We start from the raw sequence: 12961 nt of genomic DNA, 5'->3' as shown, positions 1-12961 counted from the left end.
GTGAACAATGCGGGCCGGCGTGCCCGGAATCGATAGGAAAAGCCCCTCGATCGAAAAATCGCCCGCCGGTTCTAATTGATAATGAGAATGATTATCAAATACGGGGGCGTGAATGCGGTACGAGGTACGGGAACCTGGGAGATCGATGATGAAGGGCGCACGAGCCGCCCGTTTCGGGCGCTGGCGCCCGTCGCTGTATCTCGGCCTGCTGATCGCCGCGCATCCGGCGGCGGCATTCGCCGCTGCGGCGCCGGCAGCCGGCGCGGAGGTCAAGCAGGAAGCGGCGGCCGCGGCGCCCGCCGCGGGCGAGCTGAAGGCGATTGCGGTGAACGCCTCGCGCGGCGTGGCCGACGATCCGTCGGTGGCGACGGTCGGCAAGATGCCGCTCGCGTTGCGGGAGATTCCGCAGTCGGTCAGCGTGACGACGCGCGAGCGGATCGACCAGCAGAATCTGTTCTCGCTCGACGAGGTGATGCAGCAGTCGGCCGGCGTGACCGTTCAGCCGTACGTGCTGCTCACCACCGCGTACTTCGTGCGCGGCTTCAAGGTCGATTCATTCGAATTCGACGGCGTGCCGGTCGTGATCGGCGACATGGCGAGCGCGCCGCAGGACATCTCGGTGTACGAACGCGTGGAAATCCTGCGCGGCGCGAACGGGCTGCTGCACGGCTCGGGCAATCCGGCCGCGACGGTCAACCTGGTGCGCAAGCGCCCGCAATACCAGTTCTCCGCGCACGCGAGCGTGAGCGTCGGCAGCTGGGACCGCTATCGCGCGGAAGCCGACATCGGCGGGCCGCTCAACGCGGCCGGCACCGTGCGCAGCCGGCTCGTCGCCGCGTACGAGGATCGCCATTTCTTCTACGACCACGCGAAGCAGGACACGCGCTCCATCTACGGCGTCACGGAAGTCGACGTGACGCGCGACACGTTGCTCACGTTCGGTGCGCAGTACCAGACGACGTCGTCGGTGCCTGACATGTCCGGCGTGCCGATGGCGCGCGACGGGTCGAGCCTCGGCCTGTCGCGCTCGACGTTCCTCGATACCGCGTGGGGCCGTTTCAACTGGGACACGACGCGCGCGTTCGCGTCGGTGGAGCAGAAGCTCGGTGCCGGCTGGAAGGCGAAAGTGAGCGGCGAATACCAGAGCGTGCGCTCGGACCTGAAGTACGCGGGTTCGTTCGGCGCGATCGATCCGGCGACCGGCAACGGCGGCCGGCTGACCGGTGCGGCGTACCAGTTCAGCAGCTACAGCCGCAGCCTCGATGCGAACGTGCAGGGCCCCGTGCATGCGTTCGGGCTCACGCACGACCTGCTGTTCGGGCTCACCTACGCGAACAGCAGCAGCGGGCAGATGACGGCGCCGCTGCTCGGCGACGTGTCCGGCACGCCGGTGAACGTGTACCGCTGGAACCCGAGCAGCGTGCCCGAGCCTGGCATCGGGCCGTACCAGCAGTCGCAGCAGAACGACATTTCGCAGAAGGGCGTGTACGGGCTCGGCCGCATCAAGCTTGCGGAGCCCGTCACGCTCGTGCTCGGCGGCCGGATGAGCTGGTGGAACCAGGACAGCCTCGGCGCGCACTACAACACCGGCCACCAGTTCACGCCGTACGGCGGGCTGATCTGGGATTTCGCGCGCGACTGGTCGTGGTACGCGAGCTATGCGGAAGTGTTCCAGCCGCAGACCAAGTCGATGTGGGGCGGCGGCATCCTGACGCCGGTGAAGGGGCGCACCTACGAGACGGGGGTGAAGGGCGAACTGGCGGGCGGCAAGCTCAACGTGTCGCTCGCGGCGTTCCGCATCGATCTCGACAACAACCCGCAGGTCGACAACGCGCATCCGTGCGCGGGGCCGAGCTGCTACTACGTGAACGGCGGCAGCGTGCGCAGCCAGGGCTTCGAGTTCGAGGCGAACGGCCGCATCACCCCGTGGTGGAGCGTGTGGGCGAGCTACACGTACGACACGATGCGTTACGCGAACAATCTCGCGAACGCGGGGGCGTCGTTTTCGCCGCTGCTGAACCCGCGCCACCTGTTCCGGCTGTGGACCAACTACGACCTGCCGTGGCAGGAGCGGCGCTGGAGCATCGGCGGCGGCGTGCAGGTGCAGAGCAACTACTCGGCGCAGTCGAACGGCGTGACGATGACCCAGGGCGGCTACGCGCTCGCGAGCGTGCGGCTCGGCTACCGCTACGACAAGCACTGGAGCGCCGCGCTCAACGTCAATAACCTGTTCGACCGCAACTACTACCTGAGCCTGAGCCAGCCGGGCTGGAACAACCGTTACGGGGAACCGCGCAACGTGATGCTGACCGTGCGCGGGCAATTCTGATGGCGCTCGGCTGGGGCGCGCGGGCGGCAATCGCGATCGGTGGCGTGCTGCCGGGCGCGGTTGCGCTCGCGGTCACGCTGGCCCGTCATTACCCGGCCGACGGCCTGAACCGGCTCTACGCGGCCGTGCTGCTGACGCTCGTCGCGAGCGTCGCCGCGCTGCTGTGGGTGCTCGTCGCACCCGGAGCGCGGCAGGCCGCCTGGCGCGCGGGCGCGTGGCTCGCGGTGCTCGTGCCGTGCGCGGTGTGCTGGGGAGGGCACTGACATGGACGCTTCGTCGCGTTCGCGCTGGCGCGCGCTGCATCGCGGCGCCGGTGCGCTGTTCGGCGTGGTGCTGTTCGTCGTGCTGTTCAGCGGCACCTGGAGTCTCGCCTCCGATTCGATGCAGGGCTGGTGGCGGCCGCCACCGGTCGCCGTCGCGCGGCCGACGCTGCCGCTCGATGCACTCGTCGCGCGCGCGGCGGCGCTCGGGGTCGCGTTGCGCGATGCGCGCATCGTGCTGCCGCAGCCGGCCGATCCGGCCATCCGTTTCTGCGACGCACGCCAGGCATGCACGCTCGCGCTCGATCCGGCCACGGGCGAGCCGCTGCCCGACGCGGGACGAGGGGCATTGATCGTCACGCTGCACAAGACGCTGTTCGCCGGGTTTCCCGGCCGCATCTTCGTCAGCCTGTGGGGCATCGTGTTGCTCGTGCTCATCGTCGCGGGCCTGGTCGTCCATCACCGGCGCTGGCCCGACGCGGCGCGCATCCGGCGCGGCCGCGGGTTGCGTGTCGCGCTGTTCGACCTGCACGCGTGGATCGGCCTGTGGGGGACGCCGTGGCTCGTGTTGTTCGCGTTCACCGGCGCGTTGTCGGGGCTCGGCGCGCTCGGCACGGTGTCGCTGGCAGGTGTTGCGTATCCGGGGCAGCCGCAGCGCGCATTCGCCGCACTGCTCGGCGGGCCGCCGCCCGTCGAGGCGGGTGGCCCGTGGCGGCACGCGCCCGAGCTCGACGCGCTGCTGCGGCGCGATGCGACGCGCGTGCCCGGGTTCCGGCAAGAGGCCGTCGTGCTGCATCGCTGGGGCGACGCGAACGCGCGCATCGAGATTGCGGGTACGACTGCGGGCCTGCCGAGCACGGCCGTGTTCGAGCGTCACCTGTATCGCGCGGCGGACGGGCAATGGCTCGCGGACGCCACGTCGCGCGGCCGCGGCTTCTGGCTGCGCGCGTTTATCGCGGTGCAGCCGCTTCATTTCGCGCAATACGGCTGGGTCGGCGCGACGGGCGGCGTGTTGCGCGTGCTGCATTTCCTGATGGGACTCGCCGCATGCGCGCTGTGCGCAACGGGGCTGCATCTGTGGATCGAGCGGCGGCGTGCACAGCGCGATCGTTCGGCCGACGCGCTGGCCGCCGTTGCGGTCGGCGCATGCGGCGGCCTCGTGCTGGCGGGCGGCGTGCTGCTGTTTGCCGGGCGCGCATTGCCCGACGGCGTGCATGTCGATCATGCGCTCGCGATGCTGTTCTGGGCCGTGTGGGGCGGCGCGATTGCGCTCGCGGCCTGTGTGGCCGAGCGCGCGGCATGGCTGCGCGTCCTGATGCGGGCGGCCGGCGCGGCATACGGGCTGGCCGGCGCGACGCATTGCGCGATTGCGCTGCTTGGTGCCGCCCACCCGGTTTACTGGCCGATCGACGCGGCACTCGTCGCATTCGGCGCATTGCTGCTGCGGTCGGCTCGCCGTCCGCGGCGCGATGCCATGCAGGCCGCGCGCATGCCGGCCGGCGCCGATTCTTTTTAACCTCATGCAACTGGAGACTTCGATGCGCGATCTGCTCGAACATCGCCGCCTGGTCATCACGATCACGCTGCTTTACCTGTCACAGGGAATTCCAATCGGTATTGCGATGGACGCGATGCCGACACTGCTGCGCCACGACGGCGCGCCGCTTCACGCACTTGCGTTCTTGCCGCTCGTCGGGCTGCCGTGGATCGTGAAATTCCTGTGGGCGCCCGTCGTCGACAACCGCTGGTCGCCACGCATCGGCCGGCGGCGCAGCTGGATGCTGCCGATGCAGGCCGTGGTCGTGCTGTGCCTCGCCAGCCTCGCGCAGATCGGCATGACGGTCGCGACGGCCGGGTGGGCGGTCGGTCTGCTGGCCATCGCGTCGCTCGCGAGCGCGACGCAGGACATCGCGAACGACGGAATGGCCGCCGAGCACTTCAGCGGCGACACACTCGCGAAGATCAACGCGATCCAGATCGCGGGCGTCATGATCGGCTTCTTCGGCGGCGGCGCCGGCACGTTGACGCTGATCGGCCTGTTCGGCCAGCAAGCCGCGTTTCTCGCGCTGGCGGCCGTCCCGCTCGCTAGCCTGGTCTGCGTGCTGTGGGTATTGCCGCGCGACGCGGATCGTGCGCGCGCCCGGTCCGAGCACACTGCGAGCCTCGTGCGCTTCGCGAAGCGGCCGCGTTCGTGGTCGCTGCTGTCGCTCGCGCTGCTGTCGGCGATGACGGCCGTATCGGGCTTCGGCCTGTCGAAGCTGTTCCTCAACGATGCGGGCTGGACGCTCGACGCGATCGGGAAACTCGGGATGGCCGGTGGCGTCGTGACGGTCGTGCTCGGTTGCGGCGGCGGCGCGTGGCTCGTGCGGGGGCTCGGTTTGTGGCGGGCGTTTACGGCCGGCGTGAGCTGTGCGGGGGCCGCGGCATTGCTGTGGTTCGCGCAGGCGAGCGGATGGCTGCCGGTGTCCGCGTCGTGGGCGTGGCTGTGCACGGTGCTCGGCTCGCTGGCGACGGGGATCACGTCCGTATCGATCATGACGGCCGGCATGCGCTTCGCGGGCGGCAGCGATCAGGCCGGCACCGACGTGACGGCCGTGCAGAGCACCCGCGATCTCGGCGAGCTGATCGCATCGTCGACGATCCTGTCGCTGACCGCGAAGGTCGGTTACACGGGCGGGTTTCTCACGGGCGCCGGGCTGGCGGTGCTGGCGGCGTTGATCGCAATGAAGCTGCGGCGGCGGGAGGCCGCGTATGCGGTGAAGGGGGACGACGTGCTGGTGTCGTGACGGGCGCGGCGCGGCCGGTGTCGCGCCGCGCCGGACGGGTTGCGGCAGGGCGGGGGCATGGAGCGTGAGGTGGCCGGTCGGGACCGTTGCTGCTTGCCGGTAGCGGGCCGATTCGGGGGTAAACATGTTCTTTGCGTCGTATTTCCGGCTTGATATAAAGAAGCGTTGCCGCGATCGCAAGAATCGCGCCTCGCTTCCGGCAGGACGCGGGGCGGCCACCGGAGTCCCGCGCCGATGTTGCAGAACCTGTATTCCCCGTACCTTGACTACGATTCGCTGAGTCGCGATCTGGCCGTGCCGGCCACGAACCTGTCGGTGCCGGATTTTCCGTCGACGGAGATCCGGCAGATCGGCAACGGACATCACTATCGCGTCGACTATGCGAACGCGTACGCGGAAGGCCGGACCGAATTTCACGCACAATCGCCGGCATTCTGGATGACGTCCGTCGACGTCAGCTTCGCGGGCGTCGTGCGGCGGCGCACGCGTGGACAGAACACGCTGCGCATCCGCATCGCTCGCTGCGGAACCGGGTCGTATTCGGTGGCCGGGCGCGAGATCGACCTCGACGGTCCTTCGATGATGCTGGTCGCGGAACCCGACGGCATGCCGGCGGGCGACGTGATCGAGCGTGGCCACCATCAGGTGACGAGCATCTACCTGCACCGCAGTGCGCTGAGCGCGCTCTACGCCGGTGCGGAGGACGCGTTGCCGACCCCGCTGCGGCATTTCGTCGAAGGTACGCTGAGGGAGTCGTTCATGCACGCGGCGCCGATTTCACCGGTGCTGTTCGACTGCTTGCAGAGCATTGGCGACTGCCCGCTCGACGGCCGCAGCCGGTCGATCTACCTGCATGGGCGCAGCCTCGAGATCGTCGCGCATGCGATTGATTCGGTCTCCGACGCCGTGCAGCATGCCGATGACGACGCCGGGCGCGGCGAGGTGACCCGCATGACGCGGCGCGCGGTATCGAAGGCGCAACTGGTGTTGCAGGAGCATTTCGCTGCACCGCCTTCGCTCGACGCGCTGTCGCGTCAGGTCGGGCTGAGCCGCAGCAGCCTGTGTGCCGGGTTTCGCACGCTGCTTGGCAAGAGCGTGCACGAATATGCGCACGAACTGCGCATGCAGCAGGCGCTGCGGCTCCTGCGCGAGCCCGGCGTGCCGGTCACCGATGTTGCATACGCGGTAGGCTACAACCATCCGAGCAGCTTCTCCGTCGCGATCCAGAAGCGGTTCGGCATGTCGCCGCGCGAGTTGCGCGCGCGCGGCGGTTCGGTGGCGGCCGAACGCCCGTCAACCTTCGATTGAGCGGCAGGGCGCGTGCGTCAGGCGACGCACGCGTGCATGCGCAGCATGCGGTCGACCACCTGCACCACGAACGCCGGCGATTCGTACGGGAAATTGTGACCGTTGCCGGCCGGCGCGTGGATCAGCTCGCTGTGCGACGACGTTGACAGATAGCGGCCGCGCAATGCGGTCATCAGCGCGAGATAGCGCGCGAAGCCGGCTTCGTCGACACCCATGCGGCGATACAGCTTGTGCCTGTCGGCGGCGTTCTCCGGCCGCATCTCCAACGCGTCGCGCGGGGTGACGACGAACACCGGCAGATCGCCGAGCTCGCCATCGTGAACCAGCGTGTCGAAGCCTGCCCGCGCGCTGCCCGCGATGCTCAGCTCCGACAGCGCGGATGCGGCGCTGAAACCGGCGCGCGCATGCATCTCGATGCGCGCGGCGCCGAGCGCCATCGCGTCCGCAAGGCAGGTCCTGACGAGGTCGAGCAACCGCCTGACGGCGGGCTGGCGCCGGCCCAGCACGTCGAACAGGTCGAGGTGGATGCCAAACAGGTGCAGCAGCCCGCCGAGGTTGCCGCCCAGCACCATCGCGGTGGGGCGCAGGCACGGCGGCGCATAGTTGAAGAAGTCGGGATGCGTCGCATCGAGCAGCACGAGGCCGCGGACGAGATTCGGATGGCGGCGCGCGAGGTTGGCGACGAGCAGGCCGCCGAACGAATGGCCGACGAACACGAACGGCCCGTGTTCGCCCGCGCGCTGCAGCGCCTCTACCACTTCTTCGACCTCGCGTGCGGTCGAACGAGGATACGGGCCGGCTTCGCTCCAGCCGCTGCCGGGCCGGTCGATCAGGATCGAGCGCGTCGTGTCGCGAAACGCCAGATGCAGATGATGCAGCACGAGGCCGCCCATGTGGGCACCCGACATCCACACGATCGGCGGCAGATCGTTCGCGCGGCCTTCCGCAAGGACGTGGATGCGATGGCCGCCGGCATCCACGAGTTTTCCGGGAGGCGGGCAGGTCTTGCGCAAGCGCGCCAGGAACGCGAGGTGATGGAGCGCGCCGGCCGCGAGCGCGATGCCGACGACGAGTACGATGCCGCCCGTCACGCGCAGGCCGGCGCACGCGAGCACGCCGCCCGCGCTGCCGATGGCGAACGCGATGGGCAGGCCCGCCCAGTCGCGACTCAGGAAGGCCGGAAGCCATGTGCGCATTGGAATTCCCCGATTCCGCAAGAACTTGAAGGGGCGGCGGCGAGCGATCGCATGCCTGCCCGTGGACCTCACACCATAACCGACGCATCGGTCGCGCGCTTTCGCTGTCCGCCACGGAATTGTCGGGTGCGTCCATCTGCCTGCGCGTGCCGGGGTGATGCTTGCCGGCCCTGCCCGCGGCAGTCGCGCGCAAAAGCATTCCGGCCGCTGGCAAAAGGACGCGGTGCGGAACGCCCTTACATTGGCGACATGCGTGCCTGCCACGATCGATGTCGCGGCGCGGGGCGACGCACATTTTCTTACCATGGAATCCGGCTATGCAAATCCTGAGGCACCAGCTTGACGACCTGCTTGCGAACGCCGTGACCGGTCGGGCCACGGCCGGTTATGTCGCCGGCGTCTGGCACCGGGGCGAACAGATCGAACTGGCGCACGGCGTCGCGAACCTGAACACCGGCGCGGAGATGACCGTCGATACGCGCTTCCAGATCGGTTCGGTTACCAAAGTGATGACGACGCACCTGTTGATGCGTTACGTCGAGTCGGGCCGGATCGGCCTCGATGATCCGGTCGTCGCGTACCTGCCGTCGTTCGCGCTGGCCGAGCCGGCGCGCGCGCAAGGTCTGTGTATCCGGCATCTGCTCAATCACACGAACGGCATCGATGCCGACGGCTTCAGCCCGATGGCCGAAACCGGCGCGGGCGCGACGCGCGACTTCGTGGATCGCCTGTCCGGCTTCGGCACGCTGTTCGAGCCGGGCGAGACGATCCACTATTCGAACCCCGGCTTCGTGGTGGCCGCGCGGCTGATCGAGGTGTTGTCCGGCAAGCCGTACAACCAGGTGCTCGAAGAAGCGCTGTTCCGTCCGTGCGGGATGAACGAATCGTGCACGTCGGCCGAGCAGGCGATCCTCCATCGGCATGCGGTGGGCGTGTTTGCAAACGCGACGAGCGGCGCGTTGCAGGCCACGCATGCGTACCTGTTGCCGCCGTCGCTGGCAGGTGCCGGTTCGACGCCCATTTCAACGGTGCGGGACATGCTCGCCTACGGGCGCATGCATCTGGCCGGCGGTTCGATCGACGGCACGCGGATCCTCGCGCCGGAGACGATCGCGGCCATGCAGGCCGTGACCTTCGATTCGGGGCGCCCGTGCGTGCCGCCGATCTGCCTCGGGTGGTGGAAGGTACCGGTGAGCGGCGTGACCGTGTACTGGCACGGCGGCACGACGTACGGCACCACGTCGAGCTTCGCGATCTGTCCCGAGCTGGATCTCGTGGTGTTCACCGCCGGGACGGGCCCCGGCGCCAGCCCGCTGCACGACCAGGTGCTGCTCGCGACGCTCGCGCATCTCGGGCACGACGCCGTGATGCCGTTCGAGCGGCGCGCATCGACCCGTGCGCTGTCCCGTTACGCGGGCCGATACCGGCATTACCCGATGCGCCTCGCGTCGGTGGCGGGAAGCGAGCGGCTGTCGGTCGAAGCGTACTGGACCGAGATGGATGCCGACAGCCGCCGGGCCACGCAGTGGCCGAGCAGTGGCGTGGAAGCGGGTGATGGCGAGACGCGCTTCGCGTTCGACGGCGGCTCGACTTACGTTCTCGAACTGGCTCAGCTGGCCGATGACCTGTTCGCGCCGCCGGGGACGTCCGATGCGCAGCTCTGCGGGATCAACGGGCGGCTGGCGCTGGTGTCCTTCCGCGGCGACGGCGACCGGCCGCTGGGCGTGCATACACGCTTGCGCTATCTGAAACGCGAGGACTGACGCGCCCCGGGCGGGCGCCTGTCCGCTGCATCCGATGGATGTCGCCAGGCCGGACGGCAGTCGAAATTATTTCGTCATGCAGATTATTAGGGAAGGCACGGATTCGTGATGCCGATGCAGATCATGACGTCTGCATGACCGCCTGGCCGAGTTTCACCGACCGATACTCAACACCGAGCAGGAGTGACCATGCGTATCTTCGTTGCCGCGCTAGCGCACGAGACCAATTCATTTTCCCCGATTCCGACCAGCCTGCACTCGTTCGAGGAGCGCACGCTGTACCGGCCGGCCGGCGGCGTGCCCGACGAGCGGGCGGACGAACTCGTCGGCTACGGCACATTCGTGCGCGAGGCGCGTGCGCGCGGCCATGAGGTGAGCGCGTCGATTTTCGCGTTCGCCGAACCCGGCGCACCGTGCTCGCAGCAGGATTACGAAACGCTGCGCGACGAGATCCTGGACGGGCTGCGCGGCGCGCAGCCGGTCGACATCGTGCTGTATCTGCTGCACGGCGCGCAGATGGCGCAGGGGTACGACGATTGCGAGGGGGACCTGCTGGCGAAGACGCGCGCGCTCGTCGGCCCCGACGTCGTGATCGGCGTCGAGCTGGACCTGCATGCCAACGTCACGGCGGCGATGCTCGACCATTGCGACATCCTGCTCGCGTGCAAGCACTATCCGCATACCGACTTCGACGAACGGGCGGTCGACCTGATCAACCTCGCCGAACGAGCCGCGCGCGGCGAGATCCGGCCGACGATGCACTTCGAACGCGTGCCGATGCTCGGCATGTTCTTCACGACCGAGCCGCGCATGGCGAGACTGAACCAGGACGCGGCGGACCGGGAGGGGCGCGACGGCATCCTGTCGGTGTCGCTGATTCATGGATTCCCGTGGTCCGATTTCCCGGATACGGGCGCCGGCGTGCTGGTGGTGAGCGACGGCAATCGCGCTGCGGCAAGCGCACAGGGCCGCACGCTGGCACGCGAACTGGCGCACGGATTCGTGGCCGTGCGTGACGAGACGCACGCGCTGCGCCTGCCGATCGAGCGCATTCTCGACGAGATCGAAGCCGCACCGCCCGACGCGCCCGGCCGGCCGTTCGTGATTGCCGACACGGCCGACAATCCGGGCGGCGGCGCCGGCTCCGACTCCACGTTCATCCTCGAAGCCATCCTCGAGCGCGGTCTGCGCAACGTGGCGATCGGCATGATCTGGGATCCCGTCGCGGCGGTGTTCGCGCGCGACGCCGGCGTGGGCGCGACGATCGCGCTGCGCCTCGGCGGCAAGAGCGGTCCGCGCGCGGGGCGCCCGCTCGACGTGGTCGCCCGGGTCCTGGCCGTCGATGCGGGGTTGGCGCAACGCGACGAGACGTTCAAGTTTCCGGGGCCCGGCCTCGGCCTTTCCGCGGTACTGGACATCGACGGCGTGCGCGTGGTGGTCAACTCCGTGCGGCAGCAAACCTACAGTCCGAGCTGCTTTTTCGATCTCGGCATCGACCTGCGGCGTTGCCGCATCGTCGTGGTGAAGTCGACGCAGCATTTCCAGGCACTGTTTGGCCCGCTGGCACGTGCCATCTACTACTGCGATACGCCGGGATCGCTGAGTCTCGACTTCAGGGCCGACGACTACGCACGCCTGGCGCGCCCGATGTGGCCTTTCGACGAAATCACGGCATGACCCTACCCTGACCGTCAGGCAGTCGAGGTCCCGCGGACGCCGGCAAAACACTGCCGGCCGTTCGCGAAAGTTTTGCCGCAGTCAAGCGGCTATTGTCTATGGGCAGGATCGTCAGCGGAGGAGACGCAGCGTGTTAAACGAAACAACCGGTCGATCGCCGTCATTGTCGCGCGCATGGTTTGCGCTGGCCGTGCTCGCGCTGGCCGCGATACTGGGCATTACCGACCGTCAGATGCTGACGCTCGCCGTCGAGCCGCTCAAGCGCGACCTGCAGCTCAGCGACACCAGCCTGGGGGCGATCGTCGGCTTCGGCCCCATCCTGTTTGGCGCGCTGGCCTCGCCGCTGCTCGGCTGGCTCACGGACCGGGTCGACCGGCGCTGGCTGCTGGTCGGCTGCGTGCTCGTGTGGAGTGCAGGCACGGCGCTTTGCGGCCTCGTGACGCAAGGCTGGATGCTGTTCCTCTGCACGCTGACACTCGCGGTGGGCGAGGCGGGGCTCGGGCCGGTCGTCTACAGCTTGTTGCCCGACCTGTTTCCGCCCGCGCTGCGCACGGCGGCGAACACGATCTTTTTCGCGGTCGCGCTGTTCGGCGCCGGGCTCGGCATCGCCGGTGCCGGTGCGATCTTCAGCCTGGCCGCGCCGCTCGCGCATGCGCTGTCGATCGAACCGTGGCGGCTGGCGTTCCTGCTCGTCTCGATACCGGGGCCCGTCGTCGCGTGCCTGTTCGCGCTGGTCGGCCATCCGCCGCGCGGCGGCACGGCCGGCGTGCGCGAACGCGTGCAGGAGACGCTCGTGCACTATTGGCGGCGCTCGGGCACGATGCTGACGTGCCTGATCGTCGGCTATGCGATGGCGGCATTCTATGTCGGCGCGATCCTGGGCTGGGCGCCGGTTGCACTGATTCGCGACTTTCACGTCGACGTCGCGCAGTCGGGGCTGTACAGCGGCATCGCGGTGGGCGGCGGGTCGGCGCTCGGCCTGCTGGCGAGCGTGCTGGCCGTGCGATGTCTGCGGGCGCGCTGGGGCCGGCTGTTGCCGGTCGTGATCGGTTGCGCGATGGCGCTGCTCGCCGCACTGCTGCTGTTGAGCCTGTCGTTCGCGACGAGCGCGCCAATGCTGCTCGCGTGCATGATAGGCATCATTGCTGTCTATATCTGCGGGGCCGCGCTGACACCGACGCTGTTGCAGGACATCGCGCCGCCGCATTTGCGCGGGCGCGTCGTCGGTACGTCGTCGCTCGTCACCTATGCGTTCCAGGCGGTGTCCGTGCCATCGGTGGGAGCGATCTCCGATGCACTGAACGGCGCACCGTACGCGTTGCTCAAGGGCATCGCGTGGCTCGGCGTGCCGGCCGCCGTCGGCAGCGTGATCCTGCTGGGTCTCGTGTTGCGTGCCTTCCGTACCCGTTTCGAACCGCGCTGCGAAGTCGGCGCGCAGGCGCTTTAACGTCGTCATCCGCGCGGCCGTCCGGCCGCCGCATCGCCGCACGCGGGCCTGCCGTGCGTGATGTGTCTTTCGTGCGCGCCTGCGCGCGAAAGGCACGCTTCATCTTCTTCCTTTCCCGCATTCCACCCCGGTTGCCCGATTGCCGCACGGCACGCCGCGTCCGCTTGCGTGCGTGCTTTTTGCGCGATCGGCAGG

General features: G+C 68.8%; 9 protein-coding genes. 8 read left to right on the top strand and 1 reads right to left on the bottom strand.

Annotation, left to right across the window (positions count from 1 at the left end):
- Positions 1–145 precede the first annotated feature (145 nt).
- The 5 genes from BLA15945_RS12395 (at position 146) to BLA15945_RS12375 (ending at position 6683) form a co-directional block, all read left to right on the top strand.
- Entirely contained in the window at positions 146–2329 is a 2184-nt protein-coding gene (locus tag BLA15945_RS12395) for a TonB-dependent siderophore receptor (RefSeq protein ID WP_174992480.1), read from the top strand.
- Positions 2329–2592 carry a hypothetical protein gene (locus tag BLA15945_RS12390; protein ID WP_059239414.1) on the top strand — a complete coding sequence of 88 codons (264 nt, stop codon included), beginning with the start codon at positions 2329–2331 and terminating at the stop codon, positions 2590–2592. The genes BLA15945_RS12395 and BLA15945_RS12390 overlap by 1 nt, the downstream gene beginning before the upstream one ends.
- 1 nt (position 2593) lies before the next feature.
- A complete protein-coding gene (locus tag BLA15945_RS12385) occupies positions 2594–4105 on the top strand; it encodes a PepSY-associated TM helix domain-containing protein (protein WP_174992479.1) in 1512 nt (503 codons plus the stop codon).
- Positions 4106–4127: 22 nt separating this feature from the next.
- Positions 4128–5375: a RhtX/FptX family siderophore transporter gene (locus tag BLA15945_RS12380; protein ID WP_174992478.1), complete on the top strand. Its 1248-nt coding sequence runs from the start codon at positions 4128–4130 to the stop codon at positions 5373–5375.
- A gap of 234 nt (positions 5376–5609) precedes the next feature.
- On the top strand, positions 5610–6683 hold the full coding sequence (locus tag BLA15945_RS12375; RefSeq protein ID WP_059239419.1) for a helix-turn-helix transcriptional regulator: 1074 nt from the start codon (positions 5610–5612) through the stop codon (positions 6681–6683).
- 17 nt (positions 6684–6700) lie between these two features.
- On the opposite strand, the gene BLA15945_RS12370 is transcribed toward BLA15945_RS12375, so the two are convergent.
- The gene (locus tag BLA15945_RS12370; protein ID WP_174992477.1) at positions 6701–7879 is read right to left on the bottom strand and encodes an alpha/beta fold hydrolase; all 1179 of its coding nucleotides are present in this window, start codon (positions 7877–7879) and stop codon (positions 6701–6703) included.
- A gap of 317 nt (positions 7880–8196) precedes the next feature.
- Here BLA15945_RS12370 and BLA15945_RS12365 point away from each other — a divergent pair, with 317 nt between their 5' ends.
- The 3 genes from BLA15945_RS12365 to BLA15945_RS12355 all read left to right on the top strand — a co-directional run bounded on the left by BLA15945_RS12365 (position 8197) and on the right by BLA15945_RS12355 (position 12766).
- Positions 8197–9642, top strand: a complete 1446-nt coding sequence (locus tag BLA15945_RS12365; RefSeq protein ID WP_174992476.1) for a serine hydrolase domain-containing protein — start codon at positions 8197–8199, stop codon at positions 9640–9642.
- 189 nt (positions 9643–9831) lie between these two features.
- Positions 9832–11319 carry a M81 family metallopeptidase gene (locus tag BLA15945_RS12360; RefSeq protein ID WP_059239424.1) on the top strand — a complete coding sequence of 496 codons (1488 nt, stop codon included), beginning with the start codon at positions 9832–9834 and terminating at the stop codon, positions 11317–11319.
- 130 nt (positions 11320–11449) lie between these two features.
- Complete coding sequence (locus tag BLA15945_RS12355; RefSeq protein ID WP_155627264.1) at positions 11450–12766, top strand: MFS transporter; 1317 nt, start codon at positions 11450–11452, stop codon at positions 12764–12766.
- The last annotated feature ends 195 nt before the right edge of the window (positions 12767–12961 follow it).

The organism is Burkholderia arboris (assembly GCF_902499125.1).
Classification (GTDB): domain Bacteria; phylum Pseudomonadota; class Gammaproteobacteria; order Burkholderiales; family Burkholderiaceae; genus Burkholderia; species Burkholderia arboris.
The sequence above is the reverse complement of the archived record's forward strand: the minus strand, read 5'-3'. Positions and strand labels throughout refer to the sequence as shown.